Raw genomic sequence first — 23,725 nt, forward strand, 5'->3', positions numbered from 1 at the left:
CTGGGGCTCCGCCCCAGTCCCCGGCGGGGGCTCCGCCGCCTGCACCCCTGGTTTCCCACCCGTCTGCCCGTCTCGGTGGGTGAGGAGGGTCCCGTCCCTGGGGCTCCGCCCCAGTCCCCGGCGGGGGCTCCGCCCCCTGCACCGCGGCTTTCCGGCCGCAGCCGTCTCGTCACCCTGTGCCTTTCGGATTACCGGTTACCTGCCCGGCTCGGTGGGGGAGAGGCCCCCCGACCTGGGGCTCTGTCCAGGCCACGGCGGGGGTTTCGCGCGCGCCGTGCACGGGCGGCGCCCCGCTGTGCGGGGGCTTGAAATGTGGGTACCGGAATCCCGTGTCCGTCTTGTGTGTTTGTCCCGTAAACGGTCCTTCGATCGGGCTGGAGGGCATCCTGGAGCTCTGGATCGCTACCATGGGGGCTCCGGAGCCTGACCGGGGGACCCGGATCGCGCACGAGGAGTCCTCTTGCCAGACGAGGCCCAGCCACTGACCGCCGCAAAGCCCGAGTCCGCCTCGGCGCCCGCGGCGAAGCCCGCGCCGCACGCGAAGAGCGACACGCGTGGGACGGCCGAGCACGCCCAGTCGGCCCCCGTCGGCAAGTCGACCGAGGCCGCGCGTCCCAAGCCGGCCCCGCCCGAGCGTCCCGCGCCGCCCCCCGTCGTGCGCCCCTCCGTCGGCCAGCCCGGCCGTTCCGGCTCCTCCAACCGCGTCCGCGCCCGCCTCGCCCGTCTCGGTGTGCAGCGCGCCAACCCGTACAACCCGGTGCTGGAGCCGCTGCTGCGGATAGTGCGCAGCAACGATCCGAAGATCGAGAACTCGACCCTGCGCCAGATCGAGCGCGCCTACCAGGTCGCCGAGCGCTGGCACCGCGGCCAGAAGCGCAAGAGCGGCGACCCGTACATCACGCACCCGCTCGCCGTGACCACCATCCTCGCCGAACTCGGCATGGACCCGGCCACACTGATGGCGGGGCTGCTGCACGACACCGTCGAGGACACCGAGTACGGCCTGGACCAGTTGCGCCGCGACTTCGGCGACACCGTCGCCCTGCTCGTCGACGGCGTCACCAAGCTGGACAAGGTCAAGTTCGGCGAGGCCGCGCAGGCGGAGACCGTGCGCAAGATGGTCGTCGCCATGGCCAAGGACCCCCGCGTCCTGGTCATCAAGCTCGCCGACCGCCTGCACAACATGCGCACCATGCGCTACCTCAAGCGCGAGAAGCAGGAGAAGAAGGCCCGCGAGACGCTCGAGATCTACGCCCCGCTCGCCCACCGGCTGGGCATGAACACCATCAAGTGGGAGCTGGAGGACCTCGCCTTCGCGATCCTCTACCCCAAGATGTACGACGAGATCGTCCGCCTCGTCGCCGAGCGCGCCCCCAAGCGCGACGAGTACCTGGCCATCGTGACCGACGAGGTCCAGGCCGACCTGCGCGCCGCGCGCATCAAGGCCACCGTCACCGGCCGGCCCAAGCACTACTACAGCGTCTACCAGAAGATGATCGTCCGCGGCCGTGACTTCGCGGAGATCTACGACCTGGTGGGCATCCGTGTCCTGGTCGACACGGTCCGCGACTGCTACGCCGCCCTGGGCACCGTGCACGCGCGATGGAATCCGGTCCCCGGCCGGTTCAAGGACTACATCGCGATGCCCAAGTTCAACATGTACCAGTCGCTGCACACGACGGTCATCGGTCCCAACGGCAAGCCGGTCGAGCTGCAGATCCGCACCTTCGACATGCACCGCCGCGCCGAGTACGGCATCGCCGCGCACTGGAAGTACAAGCAGGAGGCCGTCGCCGGCGCCTCCAAGGTCCGTACCGACGCGCCGAAGCCCGCCGGCAAGGCCGGCAAGGACGCGGGCGCCATCAACGACATGGCGTGGCTGCGCCAGTTGCTGGACTGGCAGAAGGAGACCGAGGACCCCGGCGAGTTCCTGGAGTCGCTGCGCTTCGACCTGTCCCGCAACGAGGTCTTCGTCTTCACGCCCAAGGGCGACGTCATAGCGCTCCCGGCCGGCGCCACCCCGGTGGACTTCGCGTACGCCGTCCACACCGAGGTCGGCCACCGCACCATAGGGGCACGCGTCAACGGCCGGCTCGTCCCGCTGGAGTCGACCCTGGACAACGGCGACCTGGTGGAGGTCTTCACCTCCAAGGCGGCCGGCGCCGGCCCCTCCCGCGACTGGCTCGGCTTCGTCAAGTCCCCGCGGGCCCGCAACAAGATCCGGGCCTGGTTCTCCAAGGAGCGCCGGGACGAGGCGATCGAGCAGGGCAAGGACGCCATCGTCCGCGCGATGCGCAAGCAGAACCTGCCGATCCAGCGCATCCTGACCGGCGACTCACTGGTCACCCTCGCGCACGAGATGCGCTACTCGGACATCTCCGCGCTGTACGCGGCGATCGGCGAGGGGCACGTCTCCGCGCCGAACATCGTGCAGAAACTGGTGCAGGCGCTCGGCGGCGAGGAGGCGGCCACCGAGGAGATCGACGAGAGCGTGCCGCCCTCGCGCGGGCGCTCCCGCAAGCGCCGCTCCAGCGCCGACCCCGGTGTCGTGGTCAAGGGCGTCGACGACGTATGGGTCAAGCTGGCCCGCTGCTGCACTCCGGTCCCCGGTGACCCGATCATCGGCTTCGTCACGCGGGGCAGTGGTGTATCGGTCCACCGCAGTGACTGCGTCAACGTGGACTCACTGTCGCGTGAGCCGGAGCGGATCCTCGACGTCGAGTGGGCGCCCACCCAGTCCTCGGTCTTCCTGGTCGCCATCCAGGTCGAGGCCCTGGACCGCTCCCGTCTGCTCTCGGACGTCACGCGCGTCCTGTCCGACCAGCACGTCAACATCCTCTCCGCGGCCGTCCAGACCTCCCGCGACCGCGTCGCCACCTCCCGCTTCACCTTCGAGATGGGCGACCCCAAGCACCTGGGGCACGTCCTGAAGGCCGTACGGGGGGTGGAGGGCGTCTACGACGTCTACCGGGTCACGTCGGCGCGCAGCCGGGCGTAGCCCCGGCCGGACACGTACAGGGAAAGACAGTCCGGACAACGGCTGAGGGCCCCCGTAGCGCCTACGGGGGCCCTCAGCCGTCAGTGGAAGCGTCGCCGGATCCAGGCGGACCGGATCAGCCGCCGAACTCCTGGAGGCCCTTCAGGGCCTGGTCCAGGAGCGCCTGGCGGCCTTCCAGCTCCTTCTCGAGCTTGTCGGCCCTGGACGTGTTGCCCTGGGCGCGGGCCTGCTGGATCTGCCCCCTCAGCTTGTCCACGGCGGCCTGGAGCTGACCGGTCAGACCCTCGGCACGGGCCCGCGCCTCCGGGTTCGTCCGGCGCCACTCGGCCTCCTCGGCCTCCTGGATGGCCCGGTCGACCGTGTGCATCCGGCCCTCCACCCGCGGACGGGCGTCGCGCGGCACATGGCCGATGGTCTCCCAGCGCTCGTTGATCGAGCGGAAGGCGGCGCGAGCGGCCTTCAGGTCCGTGATCGGCAGGAGCTTCTCGGCCTCGCCGGCCAGCTCCTCCTTCAGCTTCAGGTTCTCCGCCTGCTCGGCGTCCCGCTCGGCGAACACCGAGCTGCGGGCGGCGAAGAAGACGTCCTGGGCACCGCGGAAGCGGTTCCACAGATCGTCCTCGTGCTCGCGCTGGGCACGGCCGGCGGCCTTCCACTCCGTCATCAGCTCGCGGTAGCGGGCCGAGGTGAGGCCCCAGTCCGTCGAGCCCGACAGCGCCTCCGCCTCGGCGACCAGCCGCTCCTTGGCCTTGCGTGCGTCCTCGCGCTGCGCGTCCAGCTGCGCGAAGTGCGCCTTGCGCCGCTTGGAGAACGCCGACCGGGCGTGCGAGAAGCGGTGCCACAACTCGTCGTCGGACTTGCGGTCCAGGCGCGGCAGCCCCTTCCAGGTGTCCACCAGCGCGCGCAGCCGCTCCCCGGCCGCCCGCCACTGATCGGAACGGGCCAGCTCCTCGGCCTCCGTGACCAGCGCCTCCTTGGCGTGCCGGGCATCGTCCGCCTGCCGGGCGCGCTGCGCCTTGCGCTCCTCACGGCGTGCCTCGACCGTCTCGACCAGCTTGTCCAGGCGGACACGCAGCGCGGCCAGGTCGCCCACCGCGTGGTGCGCGTCGACCTGCTCCCGCAGATGGCCGACGGCGGCCTGGGCGTCCTTCGCCGACAGGTCGGTGGTCTGCACTCGCTTCTCGAGGAGGCCGATCTCGACAACCAGGCCCTCGTACTTGCGCTCGAAGTAGGCCAGCGCCTCCTCGGGGGAGCCGGCCTGCCAGGAACCGACGACCTGCTCGCCATCGGCCGTACGCACGTACACGGTCCCCGTCTCGTCGACGCGGCCCCACGGGTCGCTGCTCACAGCGCCTCCTCCACATGATGCCTGCGGAGGGCCTCGAAGCTCCCCCGGGCATCGTCCACAGTTTCGTCACCGCCAACATAGGCGACCGGCGGGTGGCCTGTCCGCATCCAGCGCGACCGAAATTTCCCAGCCGGTCGTCGCTGCCGTCAGGACTTCGTCACCGTCGCCTTGTTGATCACTACGGTCGCGTTCGGGGCGGTGTTGCCCGTCTGCGGATCGGCGGGCTGGGCGCCGGCGTCGGCGATCTTCTTCAGCACCTTCATACCCGATGCGGAGATGGTGCCGAACGGGGTGTAGCTGGGCGGAAGAGGGCTGTCCTGGTACACCAGGAAGAACTGGCTGCCGCCGCTGTTCGGCTGCGACGTGTTCGCCATCGCCACGGTGCCCGCCGGATAGACGCCGCCCTTCAGGCTTTTGTCCTTGAGGTTCTCGTCGGGAATCGTGTACCCGGGACCGCCCCGGCCCGTACCCTCCGGGTCGCCGCACTGCAGGACGTAGATGCCCTCCGCGGTGAGCCGGTGGCACTTGGTGTGGTCGAGGAAGCCCTTGCCGACCAGGAAGTCGAAGGAGTTCACGGTGTGCGGCGCCGCGGAGGCCTTCAGGTCCAGGTCAATCGCGCCGCACGTGGTGTCGAGCGTCATCGTGTACTTCGCCGACTTGTCGATCGCCATCGCCGGTTCCTTGGCCCAGCTCAGCTTCTTCACCGAGCCCGCCGCCGGCTTCGCGCACGGGTCCGGCGCCTTGCTGGTGGCCGAGGCGCTGGGGGTGACCTCGGCGCTCGCGTTGGCCTTGTCGTCGTTGCCGTTCTTCAGCACCCCGGTCGTGTACAGCGCGACACTGCCGATCACGACCACGCCCAGCACCGACGCGATCACGGAGGTGCGTACGCGTGCCTTGCGCCGTGCGGCGGTGCGCCGCTGCTGCTGCCGCAAGAACTTCTCCCGGGCGAGCTGACGCCGCCGCTGCTCCTGGCTGACCACCGCGTTCTCTCCTCATGCGTCTCGTGTGTCCACCGGTACGGGTGCGTCGCCCGAGGCGGCCACCCGCGTGTGCCCGTACCGTATATGGGTTAGCTGAGGATCCGGCAGCGCCGGTAGGCTCTGACAACAGCTTTAGCCGCCCGTAATCGACACAACGAAGGACGATCGTGCTCATTGCCGGGTTCCCCGCCGGGGCCTGGGGGACGAACTGCTACCTCGTCGCCCCCGCCGCCGGTGAGGAGTGCGTGATCATCGACCCCGGCCACCAGGCCGCCCAAGGCGTCGAGGAAACGCTGAAGAAGCATCGGCTCAAGCCCGTCGCCGTCGTCCTCACCCACGGCCACATCGACCACGTGGCCTCGGTCGTCCCGGTGTGCGGCGCGCACGACGTACCGGCCTGGATCCACCCGGCCGACCGGTACATGATGAGCGACCCCGAGAAGGCGCTCGGCCGTTCCATCGGCATGCCGCTGATGGGCGAGCTGACCGTGGGGGAGCCGGACGACGTCCAGGAGCTGGCCGACGGCGCCGAACTGAAGCTGGCCGGCCTGGAATTCTCCGTCGCGCACGCGCCCGGCCATACCAAGGGGTCGGTGACCTTCCGGATGCCCGGGGCCGCGGACATCCCGCCGGTCTTCTTCTCCGGGGATCTGCTGTTCGCCGGCTCCATCGGACGCACCGACCTGCCCGGCGGTGACACGGCCGAGATGCTCGACTCGCTGGCCCGCGTGTGCCTGCCGCTCGACGACTCGACCGTGGTGCTGTCCGGCCACGGCCCCCAGACGACCATCGGCCGGGAGCGCACCACCAATCCCTATCTGCGGCAGGTGGCCGCCGGCCCGGGAGCGGACCTGGACGACGCTCCCCGACGAGGAATGTGACGAGAGACCTTCCGTGAGCACCTTCAAGGCCCCCAAGGGCACGTACGACCTGATCCCGCCGGACTCCGCGAAGTACCTGGCGGTCCGCGAGGCGATCGCCGCCCCGCTGCGCAACTCCGGCTACGGCTACATCGAGACCCCCGGCTTCGAGAACGTGGAGCTGTTCGCGCGCGGCGTCGGCGAGTCCACCGACATCGTGACCAAGGAGATGTACGCCTTCGAGACCAAGGGCGGCGACAAGCTCGCCCTGCGCCCCGAGGGCACCGCCTCCGTGCTCCGCGCCGCCCTGGAGGCCAACCTCCACAAGGCCGGCAACCTGCCGGTCAAGTTGTGGTACTCCGGTTCCTACTACCGCTACGAGCGCCCCCAGAAGGGCCGGTACCGCCACTTCTCGCAGGTCGGCGCGGAGGCGATCGGGGCGGAGGACCCAGCGCTCGACGCCGAGCTGATCATCCTGGCCGACCAGGCCTACCGTTCGCTGGGCCTGAGCGACTTCCGTATCCTGCTCAACAGCCTGGGCGACAAGGAGTGCCGTCCGGTCTACCGGGCCGCCCTCCAGGACTTCCTGCGCGGCCTGGACCTGGACGAGGACACCCGCGCCCGGATCGAGATCAACCCCCTGCGCGTCCTGGACGACAAGCGGGAGTCGGTGCAGAAGCAGCTGACGGGCGTCCCGCTGCTGCGCGACTACCTGTGCGACGGCTGCAAGGCGTACCACGAGGAAGTGCGGGCGCTGCTGGAGGCCCAGGGGGTCGCCTTCGAGGACGACGCCAAGCTGGTCCGCGGACTCGACTACTACACCCGCACCACCTTCGAGTTCGTGCACGACGGGCTCGGTTCCCAGTCCGCGGTGGGCGGCGGCGGCCGGTACGACGGACTGTCCGAGATGATCGGCGGCCCCGCGCTGCCGTCGGTGGGCTGGGCGCTGGGCGTGGACCGTACGGTCCTGGCCCTGGAGGCGGAGGGAGTCGAGCTCCAGCTCCCGTCGAGCACCAGCGTGTTCGCGGTTCCGCTCGGCGAGGAGGCACGCCGGGTGCTGTTCGCGAAGGTCTCCGAACTGCGCAAGGTGGGCATCGCCGCCGACTTCTCCTACGGCCACAAGGGCCTCAAGGCCGCCATGAAGGCGGCCAACCGGTCCGGTGCCCGCTTCGCGCTCGTCGCCGGCGAACGCGACCTCGCCGACGGCGTCGTCCAGCTCAAGGAGATGGAGTCCGGAGAGCAGACGGCGATCGCCGTCAACGAGATCGTCGCGGAACTGGAATCCCGCCTCGGCTGACGACCCTCACGCAAGGGCGCCGGTGCTCGTCCGGGCACCGGCGCCCTTTGCCGTCCCGGCCCAGGGTCCCGCTTCAGCCCGCCCGCCGGTCCTTCCAGCGGAACGTCAGCAGGCACAGCACCAGTCCGCCGGCGCACCAGGCCGCGAGCACCAGGGCGATCCGCCCGAACTCCCAGCTCCCCGCGTGCTCCAGCACCCGCGCCGAGTCCGGCAGGAACACCCCGCGCAGGCCCTGGCACAGCCACTTCAGCGGGAAGAGGGCGCCGACGTTCAGCATCCAGCCGGGCAGGGCGTCGATCAGGATGTAGACCCCGGAGATGAACTGGAGCACGAGGAACGGCAGGACGACCACCGAGCCGGCACTCCTCGCCGACCGGGGTACCGAACTGATCGCGATGCCGAGCAGCGCGCACCCGGTCAGGCCGAGCACGAAGATCCAGGCGAAGTGGAACCACCGGGTCGCGTCCGAGGGCAGCCGGACGCCGTACAGCGTGGTGCCGACGAGCAGCAGGATCGCCGTCTCCAGCACGCCGGTGAACAGAACCAGCCAGATTTTCCCCAGGAAGTACGCCGTCGGCGGCATCGGCGTGCCGCGCAGCCGGCGCAGCGCCTTCTCGTCCCGTTCGACCGCGATCGATATGCCCAGGGACTGGAAGCTGGTCGACATGATGCCCGAGGCAAGCATCGAGGGGACGTAGAGCTGCGAGGCGGTGACGCCGGTGACGCTGACGTCGTCGCGGAAGATCGACGCGAACAGGAACAGGAACACCACCGGGAAGGCGAAGGTGAACACCACCTGCTCGCGCTGCCGGAAGAACTGCCTGATCTCCAGGGCGCCCCGGTGCAGCCCGATGCCCCCACGCCCCGGGCAGCCGTGCGGCCGCCGTCCCGGCGCGGGTCCGTCCGGCGGTCGAGGTCATCACGCGTCCTCCTGTCCGGTCAGCCGGAGATAGACGTCCTCCAGCGTGGGGCGGCCGACCCGCAGGCCCGGTATCTCGCCGTCGAAGCGGCGCATCAGGTCGGCGACGGTCCTGGTGGGGGTCCCGGTGTGCTCGGTGCGCGGGGTGCCGTCGGGGTCCGTCCACTCGACGGTGGCGCCGGTGGCGTGCCGTTCCCGCAGCTCGCGGGAGGTGCCCTCGGCGACGATCCGGCCCCGGGCGACCACCGCCAGCCGGTCCGCGAGGGCCTCCGCCTCCTCCAGGTAGTGCGTGGTCAGCAGGATCGTCGTGCCCTCCTGGGCGAGCGTGCGGATCAGCGCCCAGAACCGGCGCCGGGCCGCCGGATCGAAACCGGTCGTCGGCTCGTCCAGGAGCAGCAGCTCGGGGCCGCCGATCACACCGAGGGCCACGTCCAGCCGGCGCCGCTGGCCGCCCGACAGCGCCTTGATCCGGCTCCCCGCCTTCGCCTCCAGACCCACCAGGGCGATGACCTCCTCCGGGTCGCGCGGCCGGGGATAGTACCGGGCGAAGTGCCGCACGGTCTCCCGGACCGTCAACTCGGCGGGCGCCGATTCGTCCTGCCAGACGATTCCGACGCGCGAACGCCACGCGCGCGTGGCGCCCGCCGGGTCCGCCCCCAGGACCGAGACCTCGCCCGCGTCCCGTGAGCGGTGGCCCTGGATGATCTCCACCGTGGTGCTCTTGCCCGCGCCGTTTGGCCCGAGCAGCCCCAGGACCTCGCCCTTCTTGATCGCCAGATCCATTCCGTCGACCGCGGTGACGTCCCCGTACCGCTTGCGCAGCCCCCGTACGTCCACCGCGAGTTCGTTTCGCGTCATGGTCCGAGCATCGTCCGGAACCGAACGTTCGAGTACGGCCGTGCACACCTTCGTGTCGCCACCTGACGGTGTTCACACACGCACGTGCGGCACAATGGCCCTGCCCGAAGAAGGTTCAACTCACAAGTGACGGAATCGGCGTGATGAGCAAGACGACAGTCAAACCCGTCTCCGCGGAGCCCGAGCCGGAGCGCGCGGTGACCGCGCCGCGGACGGTGGGCGGCAGCCGTGCCTTCGCCCTGCTGCTGGTGATCACCGGAGCGGCCGGTCTGCTCGCCGCGTGGATCATCACGATCGACAAGCAGAAGATCCTCGAGGGCAAGCTCAGCGGCAAGACCTTCACCCCGAGCTGCAGCCTCAACCCGATCGTGTCCTGCGGCAGCGTCATGGAGAGCAAGCAGGCCACCGTCTTCGGGTTCCCCAACCCGCTCCTCGGCCTGATCGCCTACGGCATCGTCATCTGCGTCGGCATGAGCCTGCTCGCCCGCACCACCTTCCCGCGCTGGTACTGGCTGACGTTCAACTTCGGCACGCTCTTCGGCGTCTGCTTCGTCACCTGGCTCCAGTTCCAGTCGCTGTACCGCATCAACGCGCTGTGCCTGTGGTGCTCGCTGGCCTGGGTGGCCACGATCGTCATGTTCTGGTACGTGACCTCCTTCAACATCCGCAACGACTTCCTGCCCGCCCCGCGCCCGGTGAAGAACTTCCTCGCCGAGTTCACCTGGGTGCTGCCCGTCACGCACTGCGGTGTCATCGTCATGCTGATCCTGACCCGCTGGGGCACCAGCCTCTGGGCCTGAGCCGGAGCCGGTGATCCACCGTCCGGCCACGTTGTCGGCGGTGTGCCATAGGGTTTCAGCGTGGAGCCCGACCTGTTCACCGCCGCAAGTGAAGAACGCCAGGAGAAGGACCCGGCCGCGAGTCCCCTGGCGGTCCGGATGCGCCCGCGCACCCTCGACGAGGTGGTGGGCCAGCAGCACCTGCTCAAGCCCGGTTCCCCGCTGCGCCGGCTGGTCGGCGAGGGCGCGGGCGGCCCTGCGGGACCCTCCTCGGTGATCCTGTGGGGCCCGCCCGGCACCGGCAAGACCACCCTGGCGTACGTGGTCTCCAAGGCCACCAACAAGCGCTTCGTGGAGCTGTCGGCGATCACCGCGGGCGTCAAGGAGGTCCGCGCGGTCATCGACGGCGCCCGCCGCGCCTCCGGCGGGTACGGCCAGGAGACCGTCCTCTTCCTGGACGAGATCCACCGTTTCAGCAAGGCCCAGCAGGACTCCCTGCTCCCGGCGGTCGAGAACCGCTGGGTGACCCTGATCGCGGCCACCACGGAGAACCCGTACTTCTCGGTGATCTCCCCGCTGCTCTCCCGCTCGCTCCTGCTCACTCTCGAACCGCTCACCGACGACGACGTGCGCGGTCTGCTCCGCCGAGCGCTCACCGACGAACGGGGCCTGAGGTCGGCCGTCGGCCTGCCCGAGGACACCGAGAGCCATCTGCTGCGCATCGCCGGCGGCGACGCCCGCCGCGCCCTGACCGCCCTGGAGGCCGCCGCCGGGGCCGCCCTCGACAAGGGCGAGAGCGAGATCGGCCTGACCACCCTCGAGGAGACCGTCGACCGGGCCGCGGTGAAGTACGACCGCGACGGCGACCAGCACTACGACGTCGCCAGCGCCCTGATCAAGTCCATCCGCGGCTCCGACGTCGACGCCGCCCTGCACTACCTGGCCCGGATGATCGAGGCCGGCGAGGACCCCCGGTTCATCGCCCGCCGCCTGATGATCTCCGCCAGTGAGGACATCGGTCTGGCCGACCCGCACGCGCTGCCCACGGCGGTCGCCGCCGCCCAGGCCGTCGCCATGATCGGCTTCCCCGAGGCCGCCCTGACCCTCAGCCACGCCACCATCGCCCTGGCCCTCGCCCCCAAGTCCAACTCGGCGACCACGGCGATCGGCGCCGCCCTGGACGACGTGCGCAAGGGACAGGCCGGACCGGTCCCGCCCCATCTGCGGGACGGGCACTACAAGGGCGCGGCCAAGCTCGGCCACGCGCAGGGGTACGTCTACCCGCACGACCTGCCCGAGGGCATCGCCGCCCAGCAGTACGCGCCGGACGCCCTGAAGGACCGCGAGTACTACTCCCCGGGCCGGCACGGCGCCGAGGCGCGGTACGCGGACGCGGTGGAGTGGACCCGCAAGCACCTCGGTCGGAAGCGGCCCTGACCGCCCTGTAGACTGCCTGGAAGCGCTGAGTTCCGTGTCCGGAACCCCGAAAGGGGAACCGGCGCCACCAGAGCGGGACATTCAGCCGGAACTCCGCCGTTCCAGGACGGCGGGGATCCAGGAGCGTCGCGCACCGTCGAACGGTGTCGCGGGCAGCCCACCACCACCCGGAGTTCCGGGAACGGTCGGTGGGCCACTCGCGTGCTGCACGTATGTGCCCAGACCAGGGGAGCGGCTGCCCATCGGGCCCGACAGGGATCCGAGGGGTTTCCCCGGCTGCGGATGCGACCTCCCCTAACCCTGGTGAAGCCGTATTCGCACAGAAAAAACGAGGTGTTTGGTTCATGGCGAACCAGTCCCGCCCCAAGGTCAAGAAGTCGCGTGCCCTCGGCATCGCGCTGACCCCGAAGGCCGTCAAGTACTTCGAGGCGCGCCCCTACCCGCCGGGTGAGCACGGCCGTGGCCGCAAGCAGAACTCGGACTACAAGGTCCGTCTGCTGGAGAAGCAGCGTCTGCGCGCTCAGTACGACATCAGCGAGCGCCAGCTCGTCCGCGCCTACGAGCGTGCCGCCAAGACGTCGATGAAGACCGGTGAAGCCCTCGTCATCGACCTCGAGAAGCGTCTTGACGCCCTGGTGCTGCGTTCGGGCATCGCCCGCACGATCTACCAGGCCCGCCAGATGGTCACCCACGGCCACGTCCAGGTCAACGGCAAGAAGGTCGACAAGCCGTCCTTCCAGGTCCGTCCCGACGACGTGGTCCAGGTCCGCGAGCGCAGCCGCGAGAAGACCCTCTTCCAGGTCGCCCGCGAGGGTGGCTTCGCCCCCGACGGCGAGACCCCCCGCTACCTCCAGGTGAACCTCAAGGCCCTGGCGTTCCGCCTGGACCGCGAGCCGAACCGCAAGGAGATCCCGGTGATCTGCGACGAGCAGCTCGTCGTCGAGTACTACGCCCGCTGATCACCGGCAGGCCGTAGCACCACCGCACCACCCCGGCCCGCCGTCTCCCCGCCCCTCCGGGCGGGCGGGACGGCGGGCTCGCTCATGTCACCGGCGCGCGTGCCAAATCCGGTACGGAGCCCCACCCTCGGCGCGATAGGCTCGGTGCACGACTTTCTCGATGTACAGGCACGTTTCAGGGAGCGGGTGCGCACAGTGTCCGGTGGAGAGGTGGCCGGGATCCTGGTGGCCGTGTTCTGGGCGATCCTGGTCTCCTTCCTCGCCGTCGCACTGGTGAGGCTGGCCCAGACGCTCAAGGCGACCACCCGGCTCGTGGCGGACGTGACCGACCAGGCCGTTCCGCTGCTGGCCGATGCCTCCCAGGCGGTGCGCTCCGCGCAGAGCCAGATCGACCGCGTCGACGCGATCGCCTCCGACGTCCAGGAGGTCACGTCCAACGCCTCCGCGCTGTCGACCACCGTCGCCTCCACCTTCGGCGGTCCGCTGGTCAAGGTCGCGGCCTTCGGCTACGGCGTGCGCCGGGCGCTCGGCGGCCGCAAGGAGGACGCGCCCGGCAAGACGTCGAGGCGTACCGTGATCGTGGGCCGCACTGTCCCGGCCGCACGGCGGGGGAAGCGGAACAACCGGGAGAAGTAAGGACTAGCGATGTTCCGCCGTACGTTCTGGTTCACCACAGGTGTCGCCGCCGGAGTGTGGGCCACCACCAAGGTCAACCGCAAACTCAGGCAGCTGACCCCCGAGAGCCTCGCCGCGACCGCGGCGACCAAGGCGGTCGAGGCGGGTCACCGGCTCAAGGACCGCGCCCTCGGCTTCGCGCTCGACGTCCGCGACAACATGGACCAGCGGGAGGCCGAACTCGGCGAGGCACTGGGACTGAACGCCCCGGTCGACCCGGAACTGCCCCCGTCCAGGCGGTACACCGCCATCGAGAACCGCAATCACCCGAAGTACGTCGAGGGTCCGGCGTCCTCGGAACACCCCTACACGACGTACTCGTACAACCGGAATGAGGACCACTGATGGAGTCGGCTGAGATCCGCCGCCGCTGGCTGAGCTTCTTCGAGGAGCGCGGGCACACCGTCGTCCCTTCGGCGTCGCTCATCGCGGACGACCCGACTCTGCTCCTCGTCCCGGCCGGCATGGTGCCCTTCAAGCCCTACTTCCTGGGTGAGGTCAAGCCGCCCTTCCCGCGCGCCACCAGCGTGCAGAAGTGCGTGCGCACGCCCGACATCGAAGAGGTCGGCAAGACCACCCGGCACGGCACCTTCTTCCAGATGTGCGGCAACTTCTCCTTCGGCGACTACTTCAAGGAAGGCGCCGTCAAGCTCGCCTGGGAACTGCTCACCACGCCCCAGGACAAGGGCGGTTACGGCCTGGAGCCGGAGAAGCTCTGGATCACCGTCTACCAGGACGACGACGAGGCCGAGCGGATCTGGCACGAGGTCGTCGGCGTGCCCAAGGAGCGCATCCAGCGCCTGGGCAAGAAGGACAACTTCTGGTCCATGGGCGTGCCCGGCCCGTGCGGCCCCTGCTCCGAGATCAACTACGACCGCGGCCCCGAGTTCGGCGCCGAGGGCGGCCCCGCCGTCAACGACGAGCGGTACGTGGAGATCTGGAACCTCGTCTTCATGCAGTACGAGCGTGGCGAGGGCACCGGCAAGGACAACTTCGAGATCCTCGGCGACCTGCCGAGCCAGAACATCGACACCGGGCTCGGCCTGGAGCGGCTCGCCATGATTCTGCAGGGCGTGCAGAACATGTACGAGATCGACACCTCCCTGGCCGTCATCGACAAGGCCACCGAGCTCACCGGTGTCGCCTACGGCGCCGCCCACGACTCGGACGTGTCGCTGCGCGTGGTCACCGACCACATGCGCACCGCCACCATGCTCATCGGCGACGGCGTCACCCCCGGCAACGAGGGCCGCGGCTACGTCCTGCGCCGGATCATGCGCCGCGCCATCCGCAACATGCGTCTGCTGGGCGCCACCGGTCCGGTCGTCAAGGACCTGGTCGACGTGGTGATCGGCACGATGGGGCAGCAGTACCCCGAGCTGATCACCGACCGCGAGCGGATCGAGAAGGTCGCCCTCGCCGAGGAGGCCGCCTTCCTCAAGACGCTGAAGGCCGGCACCAACATCCTCGACACCGCCGTCACCGAGACCAAGCAGACCGGTGGCACGGTCCTCTCCGGCGACAAGGCCTTCCTGCTCCACGACACCTGGGGCTTCCCGATCGACCTCACCCTGGAGATGGCCGCCGAGCAGGGCCTGTCCGTGGACGAGGACGGCTTCCGCCGCCTGATGAAGGAGCAGCGGGAGCGGGCCAAGGCCGACGCCCAGGCCAAGAAGACCGGCCACGCCGACCTCGGTGCCTACCGTGAGATCGCCGACTCCGCCGGCGAGACCGACTTCATCGGCTACACCGCCACCGAGGGCGAGTCCACGATCGTCGGCATCCTCGTCGACGGCGCCTCCTCCCCGGTCGCCACCGAGGGCGACGAGGTCGAGATCGTCCTCGACCGCACCCCCTTCTACGCCGAGGGCGGCGGCCAGATCGGCGACACCGGCCGCATCAAGGCCGACTCCGGCGCCGTCATCGAGGTCCGCGACTGCCAGAAGCCGGTCCCGGGCGTGTACGTCCACAAGGGTGTCGTCCAGGTCGGCGAGGTCACCGTCGGTGCCAAGGCCCACGCCTCGATCGACTTCCGCCGCCGCAAGGCCATCGCCCGCGCCCACTCCGCCACGCACCTGACCCACCAGGCCCTGCGTGACGCCCTCGGTCCGACGGCCGCCCAGGCCGGCTCCGAGAACCAGCCCGGCCGCTTCCGTTTCGACTTCGGCTCCCCGTCCGCCGTCCCGACGGCCGTGATGACCGACGTCGAGCAGAAGATCAACGAGGTGCTCGCCCGCGATCTGGACGTGCACGCCGAGGTCATGGGCATCGACGAGGCCAAGAAGCAGGGAGCCATCGCCGAGTTCGGCGAGAAGTACGGCGAGCGCGTGCGCGTGGTGACCATCGGTGACTTCTCCAAGGAGCTGTGTGGCGGCACCCACGTGCACAACACCGCCCAGCTGGGCCTGGTGAAGCTGCTCGGCGAGTCGTCGATCGGCTCCGGTGTGCGCCGTATCGAGGCCCTGGTCGGTGTGGACGCCTACAACTTCCTCGCCCGTGAGCACACGGTCGTCGCCCAGCTGCAGGAGCTGATGAAGGGCCGCCCCGAGGAGCTGCCCGAGAAGGTCTCCGCCATGCTCGGCAAGCTGAAGGACGCCGAGAAGGAGATCGAGAAGTTCCGCGCCGAGAAGGTGCTCCAGGCCGCCGCCGGTCTCGCCGAGTCCGCCAAGGACGTCCGCGGTGTGGCCGTCGTCACCGGCCGGGTCCCGGACGGCACCACGCCGGACGACCTGCGCAAGCTGGTGCTCGACGTGCGCGGCCGGATCCAGGGCGGCCGGGCCGCCGTGGTCGCCCTGTTCACGGTGAACAACGGCAAGCCGCTCACGGTGATCGCCACCAACGAGGCCGCCCGCGAGCGCGGCCTGAAGGCCGGCGACCTGGTCCGCACGGCCGCCAAGACCCTCGGCGGCGGCGGTGGCGGCAAGCCGGACGTCGCCCAGGGCGGCGGACAGAACCCGGCCGCCGTCGGCGAGGCCGTGGACGCCGTGGAGCGGCTCGTGGCCGAGACGGCGAAGTAGGGCGGCCGAAGCGATGCGCAGAGGACGTCGGCTCGCGATCGACGTCGGGGACGCCCGGATCGGGGTCGCCTCGTGCGACCCCGACGGGATCCTCGCCACCCCGGTGGAGACGGTTCCCGGCCGGGACGTCCCCGCGGCACACCGCCGGCTCAGGCAACTCGTCGCGGAGTACGAGCCGATCGAGGTCGTCGTCGGCCTCCCGCGCTCCCTCAAGGGGGGCGAGGGCCCGGCCGCGGTCAAGGTCCGCGCCTTCGCCGGCGAGCTGGCCAAGGGCATCGCCCCGGTGCCGGTCCGCCTGGTGGACGAGCGGATGACCACGGTGACGGCCAGTCAGGGACTGCGCGCCTCCGGGGTGAAATCCAAGAAGGGACGCTCCGTGATCGACCAGGCCGCGGCCGTCATCATCCTCCAGCAAGCCCTCGAATCCGAACGAGCGTCAGGGAAAGTACCCGGCGAGGGCGTCGAAGTGGTCATCTGATCGCGATACGGTAACGTTCCGCGCGATGCGCCTGCGTTCGAACACACGACGCACAGAAAGAGGCGGAACGGAAGCCGGGGCACACAGCCGTGTGACCGCCGCCTCGCGGCTCTAGGGGATCGATGACTGAGTATGGCCGGGGTCCAGGCCCCGAACCGTGGCATCCGGAGGACCCGTTGTACGGGGACGGCGGATGGGGAGGACAGCAGGCCCACGCGGGCCCGCAGTCCCCCCACGGGGGTGGGCCGCAGCACCATCCGCAGCAGCCGCAGCAACAGCAGTACGGCGACTGGGGTCAGCAGCAGCCCGGCTACGACGGGCAGTACCAGCAGCAGCCCTACGGCAACCAGGGGCAGCAGCACTACGACCCGCAGGGTCAGCAGCACTACGGTCAGCAGGGTCAGCAGCAGTACGACCCTCGGTACGGGGCACACCCCCAGCAGCAGGGCTACGGCCAGGGCGGATGGGACGGCGCCGGCGGGCAGCAGCAGCCGGCCTACCCCGGAGACCCGGCCGACCCGTACGGCCAGCAGGCCGCGGCCTACGGCGCGCAGCAGCCCGATCCGTACGGCACCCCCGAGGCCTACCCGCCGCCGGAGCCGCCGAGCCGTCGGCGCGCCGAGCCGGAGCCGCGGCCGGACTGGGACCCGGATCCCGAGGCCGTCCAGGAAGACCACGCGTTCTTCGCGGGTGACGGCGAGGACGACGAAGACGGCGACGATCCGAACGAGGGCCGGGGGCGGGGCGACCGCAAGGGCCGCGGCGGCAAGGGCAAGGACAAGAAGCGCCGCAGCGGCTGTGCCTGCCTCGTGGTCGCCCTGGTGTTCGGCGGAGGTACGGCCGGAGTCGTCTACTACGGCTACCAGTTCTACCAGGATCGTTTCGGCGCAGCCCCGGACTACGCGGGCGACGGAATCAACGAGATGGTGACCGTCGAAATCCCCAAGGGCGCGGGCGGCTACGACATCGGCCGGGCGTTGAAGGCGGCGGGCGTGGTCAAGAGCGTCGACGCCTTCGTGGCGGCGCAGTCGCAGGTTCCCAATGGGGGGCAGATCCAGGCGGGCGCCTATCTGCTGAAGAAGCAGATGTCCGCGGCGAGCGCGGTGACCATGATGCTCGACCCCAAGAGCCAGAGTAATGTCCTGGTCAAGCCGGGCGAACGCAATGCCTTGGTCTACGAGGACATCGACAAGCGGCTGGAACTGGCCGCCGGTACCACGCAGAAGATCGCCGCGAAGCAGTACAAGGACCTCGGCCTGCCCAAGTGGGCCCAGAACAACAGCCAGATCAAGGATCCGCTGGAGGGCTTCCTCTACCCGGGCACGTATGCCGCGGCCAAGGGAATGAAGCCCGAGGCGGTCCTGAAGGAAATGGTCAAGCAGGCCGACGAGGCCTACGTCCGGTACAAGCTCGCCGACAAGGCGAAGGCACTGAACCTGGACGACCCGTTCCAGCTCGTCACGGTCGCGAGCCTGGTCCAGGCCGAGGGCAAGACGCACGACGACTTCCGCAAGATGGCGGAAGTGATCTACAACCGCCTGAAGCCGACCAACACCGAGACCATGCAGTTGCTGCAGTTCGACTCGACCTTCAATTACCTGAAGGGCCAGAGCAACATCCACATCAGCGCAAAAGAGATCAACAGCAACCAGGACCCGTACAACACATACACCCACAAGGGCCTTCCGCCCGGTCCGATCGGAAACCCCGGCGACGACGCGCTGAAGGCGACATTGAATCCGACCGAGGACGGCTGGATCTATTTCGTGGCGACCGACGGCATGCACAAGACCGAGTTCGCCAAGACGTATGCCGAATTCCTCAAGCTCAAGGACAAGTTCGATGCCACCAAGGGCAACTGACGCCCGTCGCGCGGCTGTGCTCGGTTCGCCGATCGCCCACTCGCTCTCCCCGGTGCTGCACCGGGCGGCATACGCGGAGCTGGGGCTCGCGAACTGGTCGTACGAACGGTTCGACATCGACGAGGCAGGCCTGCCCTCGTTCTTCGAGGGTCTGGGACCCGAGTGGGCCGGGCTGTCGCTGACCATGCCGCTGAAGCGGGCGGTCATCCCGCTGCTCGACGAGATCAGCGACACCGCCGCGTCCGTCGAGGCGGTCAACACGGTCGTGTTCACCGCGGATGGCCGCCGGGTCGGGGACAACACCGATGTGCCGGGCATGGTCGCGGCCCTGCGCGAGCACGGCATCGAGCAGGTCGGCTCGGCGGCGATCCTCGGAGCCGGCGCCACCGCCTCCTCCGCGCTGGCCGCGCTCGCCCGCGTCTGCACCGGCGAGGTCGTCGCCTACGTCCGCAGCGAGGCCCGCGCGGCCGAGATGCGGGAGTGGGGTGAGCGGCTGGACGTCGAGGTCCGCACGGCGGACTGGGCGGACGCCGCGCAGGCCCTGAAGGCGCCACTGGTGATCGCCACCACCCCGGCCGGAACGACGGACGCGCTCGCCGACGCCGTACCCGGACGGCCCACCACCCTCTTCGACGTCCTCTACGACCCGTGGCCCACGCCCCTGGCGGCCCGCTGGTCCATGGCCGGCGGCGCCGTCGTCGGCGGCCTCGACCTGCTGGTGCACCAGGCGGTCCTCCAGGTCGAGCAGCTGACGGGCCACAGCCCGGCCCCCCTGCAGGCCATGCGCGCAGCGGGCGAGAAGGCCCTCGCGGCCCGCTGACCAGGGAGCATCCGCTCCGGCGCAGGAGCGCGGGCCCTCGCGGCCCGGATGGCCCACTCGCCGTGTGCCCGTGACGGGCCGACGGGAGTGCGTGACATGCCGGTGCCGCGGGGCGGGCCTGTGCGCCGGGCGTCCGACTGCTGGACCGGCGACCGGGGCCGGCGTCCGGACGTGGGAGGATCGGAGGTGGCGGGCCAGGGCCGCGCACCCGGTCGCGCCGTCGCAGTTCCAGGCGCGAGCATGAGGAGCACCGTTGAGCAGGTTGCGCTGGCTGACCGCGGGGGAGTCCCACGGCCCCGCACTCGTCGCCACGCTGGAGGGCCTTCCCGCCGGCGTGCCCATCACCACGGAGATGGTGGCGGACCACCTCGCACGGCGGCGCCTGGGCTATGGACGCGGTGCCCGGATGAAGTTCGAGCGGGACGAGGTCACCTTCCTCGGCGGCGTCCGGCACGGCCTCACCATCGGCTCCCCGGTGGCGATCATGGTGGGCAACACCGAGTGGCCCAAGTGGGAGAAGGTCATGGCCGCCGACCCGGTCGACCCGGCGGAGCTGGCCGAACTCGCGCGCAACGCGCCGCTGACCCGGCCCCGGCCCGGGCACGCCGATCTGGCCGGCATGCAGAAGTACGGCTTCGACGAGGCCCGGCCGGTGCTGGAGCGGGCCTCCGCGCGCGAGACCGCGGCCCGTGTCGCGCTGGGCGCCGTGGCCCGGTCGTACCTGAAGGAGACCGCGGGCATCGAGATCGTCAGCCACGTCGTCGAACTGGCCGCGGCCAAGGCGCCCTACGGCGTGTACCCGACCCCGGCGGACGTCGAGAAGCTGGACGCGGACCCGGTGCGCTGCCTGGACACGGACGCCTCCAAGGCGATGGTCGCGGAGATCGACCAGGCCCACAAGGACGGCGACACGCTCGGCGGCGTGGTGGAGGTGCTGGCGTACGGCGTGCCGGTGGGTCTGGGTTCCCACGTGCACTGGGACCGGCGACTCGACGCCCGGCTCGCGGCCGCGCTCATGGGCATCCAGGCGATCAAGGGCGTCGAGGTCGGCGACGGCTTCGACCTGGCCCGGGTGCCAGGCTCCCAGGCGCACGACGAGATCGTCACCACCGACGAGGGCATCCGGCGTGCCACGGGCCGCTCCGGCGGCACCGAGGGCGGACTGACCACGGGCGAGCTGCTGCGGGTGCGCGCCGCGATGAAGCCGATCGCGACCGTACCGCGGGCCCTGCGGACCGTGGACGTCTCCACCGGCGAGTCCGCGCAGGCCCACCACCAGCGCTCCGACGTGTGCGCGGTGCCGGCCGCAGGCATCGTGGCCGAGGCCATGGTGGCCCTCGTCCTCGCCGACGCCGTCGCGGAGAAGTTCGGCGGCGACAGCGTGCCCGAGACCCACCGCAACGTGCGGTCCTACCTCGAGAACCTGGCGATCCGGTGAGCGCCGAGCCGGTCGTCGTCCTGGTCGGACCCATGGGCGTCGGCAAGTCCACCGTCGGGCGGATGCTGGCCGACCGCCTCGGGGTCGCCTACCGGGACGTCGACGACGACATCGTCGCGGAGCAGGGCCGCACCATCGCCGAGATCTTCGTCGACGAGGGCGAGCCGTTCTTCCGCGCCGTCGAGAAGGAGGCGGTGCGCCGGGCGCTCGCCGGGCACGACGGCGTACTGGCCCTCGGCGGCGGCGCGATCCTGGACCCGGACACGCGGGCGCTGATCGCCCGACTGCCGGTCCTGTACCTGTCGATGGACGTCGAGGAGGCCGTCAGGCGCACCGGCCTGAACGTGGCCCGCCCGCTGCTCGCCGTGAACCCGCGCAAGCAGTGGCGCGAGTTGATGGAGGCCCGGCGGCACCTGTACGAGGAGGTCGCCACCGCGGTCGTGCCGACCGACGGGCGCACCCCTGAAGAGGTCACCCAAGCCGCCCTGGACGCACTGGAGTTGAAGGAAGCATGAGCGAGTCGGTCACGCGGATCCACATCGCCGGCACGGCCGGCACCGAGGCGTACGACGTCCTGGTGGGCCGCCGGCTCCTCGGTGAACTCACCGGCCTGGTCGGCGAGAAGGCCAAACGGGTCGCCGTGATCCACCCCGAGGCGCTCGCCGAGACCGGGGACGCGCTCCGCGCCGACCTGGCCGAGCAGGGCTACGAGGCCGTCGCCATCCAGGTGCCGAACGCGGAGGAGGCCAAGACCGCGGAGGTCGCCGCGTACTGCTGGAAGGCGCTCGGCCAGTGCGGGTTCACCCGCACCGACGTCATCGTGGGCGTGGGCGGCGGCGCCACCACCGACCTGGCCGGATTCGTGGCCGCGACCTGGCTGCGCGGGGTGCGCTGGATCGCCGTCCCGACCACCGTGCTGGCCATGGTGGACGCGGCCGTCGGCGGCAAGACCGGCATCAACACCGCCGAGGGCAAGAACCTCGTGGGCGCCTTCCACCCACCCGCGGGCGTGCTGTGCGACCTGGCCGCGCTGGACTCCCTCCCAGTCAACGACTACGTCTCCGGGCTCGCGGAGGTCATCAAGGCCGGCTTCATCGCCGACCCGGTGATCCTCGACCTGATCGAGTCCGACCCCGAGGCCGCCCGCACCCCGGCCGGCCCGCACACCGCCGAACTCGTCGAGCGGTCCATCAGGGTCAAGGCGGACGTCGTCTCCGCCGACCTGAAGGAGTCGGGCCTGCGGGAGATCCTCAACTACGGCCACACGCTGGGCCACGCGATCGAGAAGAACGAGCGGTACAAGTGGCGGCACGGCGCCGCGGTCGCCGTCGGTATGCACTTCGCCGCCGAACTCGGGCGTCTGGCCGGCCGGTTGGACGACGCCACGGCCGACCGCCACCGTACGGTCCTCGAATCGGTGGGCCTGCCGCTGCACTACCGCTACGACCAGTGGCCCAAGCTGCTGGAGACGATGAAGGTCGACAAGAAGTCCCGCGGCGACCTGTTGCGCTTCATCGTCCTGGACGGCCTTGCCAAGCCCACCGTCCTGGAGGGCCCCGACCCGGCCGTACTCCTCGCCGCGTACGGCGAGGTCGGGCAGTAAGTCCCACCGAGCGGCATCCGCCCCGTTCTGCCTGCCGCGACGGGCACTTCGGACCGCGCCCGGCCGTTCACCATATGGCGGCCGGGGACGGTACCGTTCGGTAGGCGGCGGGGCTCGGACCCGCTGCCGGCGCCAATTGCCCCGTACGAGACGGAGTCGCACCGGATGCAGCACGCAGTGGGTTCACCGCTGCCGCCGCCCCGCCAGCCGGGGCACGGACCGGCCGCCGGCTGGGCGCCGGCCGCACATCACCCGGGGCCGCGGCACCCGGGCGCGCCCCAGGGCTCCGCGCCCGTGCCCCCGCCGCCTCCGGCATCGGGCTATCCCGGCGCCCCGACACCGCAACCGCCGGGCCCGCCTCCGGCGGCGCCGCATCCCCAGACTCCGCGTCCTCAGGGTCCGCCTCCGTCGGCGCCGCGCCCGCAGAGCCCGCGTCCTCAGGGTCCGCCCCCCTCCGCGCCGCACCCCCAGAGCCCGCATCCTCAAGGGCCGCCCCCGTCAGCGCCGGGCCCGCAGAGCCCGCGTCCTCAGGGTCCGCCTCCCTCGGCGCCGCAACCGCCGGGCCCGCGTCCGTCAGCACCGCATCCTCAGGGCTCGCCCCCGTCGGCGCCGCACCCCCAGAGCCCGCATCCTCAAGGGCCGCCCCCGTCAGCGCCGCACCCCCGGAATCCGCACGCCCAGAGCCCCCATCAGTCGGCCCCCGCGGTGCCGCCGCCCGCCGCGCCGCCCGCGCCGGATGCCACCGGCCATGTCCGGTTGCCGCCGGGCGGTCCGGTCGGCATGCCCAGCGTGCCGCCGGCCCAGACCGCGCCCGACCCGACGACCACCACGCTGGCGGTGCTGCTGATCGGGCCGGCGGGCGCCGGCAAGACGAGCGTCGCCAAGTACTGGGCCGACCACCGCCGCGTGCCCACCGCGCACATCAGCCTCGACGACGTCCGCGAGTGGGTCCGCTCCGGCTTCGCCGACCCGCAGTCGGGCTGGAACGACCACTCCGAGGCGCAGTACCGCCTCGCCCGCCGCACCTGCGGCTTCGCCGCCCGCAACTTCCTCGCCAACGGCATCTCGTGCATCCTCGACGACGCCGTCTTCCCCGACCGCCCGGTGGTCGGGCTCGGCGGCTGGAAGCGCCACGTCGGCCCCGGCCTGCTCCCGGTCGTGCTGCTGCCCGGCCTGGACATCGTCCTGGAGCGCAACGCCGAGCGATCCGGAAACCGCCGGCTGACCGACGAGGAGGTCGCCCGCATCCACGGCCGCATGGCCGGTTGGTACGGATCCGGCCTCCCCATCATCGACAACTCCCAACTCGACGTCCCGGCCACGGCCAGAGTCCTGGACGAGGTCCTGTCCCGCGCCATCGCCAGCCCTCCGAACTGGTAGGACGCGGCCGCGCCTGTCGG

General features: G+C 70.8%; 19 protein-coding genes and 1 pseudogene. 16 read left to right on the forward strand and 4 right to left on the reverse strand.

The window, feature by feature from the left end:
• Positions 1–460: 460 nt before the first annotated feature.
• Positions 461–2,998, forward strand: coding sequence for a GTP pyrophosphokinase (gene relA / locus ACWEK3_RS25265; protein ID WP_384424722.1), 2,538 nt, complete (start codon positions 461–463; stop codon positions 2,996–2,998).
• Positions 2,999–3,113: 115 nt separating this feature from the next.
• Here relA and ACWEK3_RS25270 read toward each other — a convergent pair whose 3' ends face one another.
• On the reverse strand, positions 3,114–4,343 hold the full coding sequence (locus ACWEK3_RS25270; protein ID WP_450542034.1) for a DUF349 domain-containing protein: 1,230 nt from the start codon (positions 4,341–4,343) through the stop codon (positions 3,114–3,116).
• 146 nt (positions 4,344–4,489) lie between these two features.
• Positions 4,490–5,323 (reverse strand): peptidylprolyl isomerase, encoded by an 834-nt coding sequence (locus ACWEK3_RS25275; RefSeq protein WP_450542035.1) that lies wholly within the window; start codon positions 5,321–5,323, stop codon positions 4,490–4,492.
• A gap of 167 nt (positions 5,324–5,490) precedes the next feature.
• Between ACWEK3_RS25275 and ACWEK3_RS25280 the strand changes: the two genes are divergently transcribed.
• Together ACWEK3_RS25280 and hisS are read left to right on the forward strand one after the other, a co-directional pair.
• On the forward strand, positions 5,491–6,204 hold the full coding sequence (locus ACWEK3_RS25280; RefSeq protein WP_453250657.1) for an MBL fold metallo-hydrolase: 714 nt from the start codon (positions 5,491–5,493) through the stop codon (positions 6,202–6,204).
• Between the two features lie 13 nt (positions 6,205–6,217).
• Positions 6,218–7,480 carry a histidine--tRNA ligase gene (gene hisS, locus ACWEK3_RS25285; protein ID WP_376398900.1) on the forward strand — a complete coding sequence of 421 codons (1,263 nt, stop codon included), beginning with the start codon at positions 6,218–6,220 and terminating at the stop codon, positions 7,478–7,480.
• Positions 7,481–7,553: 73 nt separating this feature from the next.
• On the opposite strand, the pseudogene ACWEK3_RS25290 reads toward hisS, so the two are convergent.
• A pseudogene (locus ACWEK3_RS25290) lies at positions 7,554–8,400 on the reverse strand (ABC transporter permease).
• The gene (locus ACWEK3_RS25295; protein WP_376398894.1) at positions 8,400–9,257 is read right to left on the reverse strand and encodes an ABC transporter ATP-binding protein; all 858 of its coding nucleotides are present in this window, start codon (positions 9,255–9,257) and stop codon (positions 8,400–8,402) included. The pseudogene ACWEK3_RS25290 and the gene ACWEK3_RS25295 overlap by 1 nt, the downstream one beginning before the upstream one ends.
• A 143-nt stretch (positions 9,258–9,400) precedes the next feature.
• Between ACWEK3_RS25295 and ACWEK3_RS25300 the strand changes: the two genes are divergently transcribed.
• The 13 genes from ACWEK3_RS25300 (at position 9,401) to ACWEK3_RS25360 (ending at position 23,705) form a co-directional block, all read left to right on the forward strand.
• On the forward strand, positions 9,401–10,057 hold the full coding sequence (locus ACWEK3_RS25300) for a vitamin K epoxide reductase family protein (RefSeq protein ID WP_453250658.1): 657 nt from the start codon (positions 9,401–9,403) through the stop codon (positions 10,055–10,057).
• Positions 10,058–10,117: 60 nt separating this feature from the next.
• Positions 10,118–11,473: a replication-associated recombination protein A gene (locus tag ACWEK3_RS25305; protein ID WP_361412736.1), complete on the forward strand. Its 1,356-nt coding sequence runs from the start codon at positions 10,118–10,120 to the stop codon at positions 11,471–11,473.
• Positions 11,474–11,817: 344 nt separating this feature from the next.
• Complete coding sequence (gene rpsD / locus ACWEK3_RS25310; RefSeq protein ID WP_361412735.1) at positions 11,818–12,432, forward strand: 30S ribosomal protein S4; 615 nt, start codon at positions 11,818–11,820, stop codon at positions 12,430–12,432.
• Between the two features lie 186 nt (positions 12,433–12,618).
• Positions 12,619–13,068 (forward strand): DUF948 domain-containing protein, encoded by a 450-nt coding sequence (locus ACWEK3_RS25315; RefSeq protein WP_376547976.1) that lies wholly within the window; start codon positions 12,619–12,621, stop codon positions 13,066–13,068.
• A 9-nt stretch (positions 13,069–13,077) separates the two neighbouring features.
• Complete coding sequence (locus ACWEK3_RS25320) at positions 13,078–13,452, forward strand: hypothetical protein (RefSeq protein WP_390724329.1); 375 nt, start codon at positions 13,078–13,080, stop codon at positions 13,450–13,452.
• Entirely contained in the window at positions 13,452–16,124 is a 2,673-nt protein-coding gene (alaS, locus tag ACWEK3_RS25325) for an alanine--tRNA ligase (protein WP_450542041.1), read from the forward strand. The genes ACWEK3_RS25320 and alaS overlap by 1 nt, the downstream gene beginning before the upstream one ends.
• A gap of 13 nt (positions 16,125–16,137) precedes the next feature.
• Positions 16,138–16,602 (forward strand): Holliday junction resolvase RuvX, encoded by a 465-nt coding sequence (gene ruvX, locus ACWEK3_RS25330; protein ID WP_365426449.1) that lies wholly within the window; start codon positions 16,138–16,140, stop codon positions 16,600–16,602.
• Positions 16,603–16,724: 122 nt separating this feature from the next.
• Entirely contained in the window at positions 16,725–18,464 is a 1,740-nt protein-coding gene (mltG, locus tag ACWEK3_RS25335; protein WP_450542044.1) for an endolytic transglycosylase MltG, read from the forward strand.
• On the forward strand, positions 18,445–19,284 hold the full coding sequence (locus ACWEK3_RS25340; protein WP_453250659.1) for a shikimate dehydrogenase: 840 nt from the start codon (positions 18,445–18,447) through the stop codon (positions 19,282–19,284). Before mltG ends, ACWEK3_RS25340 begins: the two co-directional genes overlap by 20 nt.
• Positions 19,285–19,537: 253 nt before the next feature.
• Positions 19,538–20,722 (forward strand): chorismate synthase, encoded by a 1,185-nt coding sequence (aroC, locus tag ACWEK3_RS25345; protein ID WP_450542047.1) that lies wholly within the window; start codon positions 19,538–19,540, stop codon positions 20,720–20,722.
• Positions 20,719–21,237 carry a shikimate kinase gene (locus ACWEK3_RS25350; protein WP_450542048.1) on the forward strand — a complete coding sequence of 173 codons (519 nt, stop codon included), beginning with the start codon at positions 20,719–20,721 and terminating at the stop codon, positions 21,235–21,237. The genes aroC and ACWEK3_RS25350 overlap by 4 nt, the downstream gene beginning before the upstream one ends.
• Positions 21,234–22,325: a 3-dehydroquinate synthase gene (gene aroB, locus ACWEK3_RS25355; RefSeq protein WP_225076247.1), complete on the forward strand. Its 1,092-nt coding sequence runs from the start codon at positions 21,234–21,236 to the stop codon at positions 22,323–22,325. Before ACWEK3_RS25350 ends, aroB begins: the two co-directional genes overlap by 4 nt.
• Positions 22,326–22,619: 294 nt before the next feature.
• Positions 22,620–23,705: an AAA family ATPase gene (locus tag ACWEK3_RS25360; RefSeq protein WP_453250673.1), complete on the forward strand. Its 1,086-nt coding sequence runs from the start codon at positions 22,620–22,622 to the stop codon at positions 23,703–23,705.
• The last annotated feature ends 20 nt before the right edge of the window (positions 23,706–23,725 follow it).

The sequence above is a fragment of the Streptomyces sp. NPDC004721 genome (assembly GCF_053601495.1).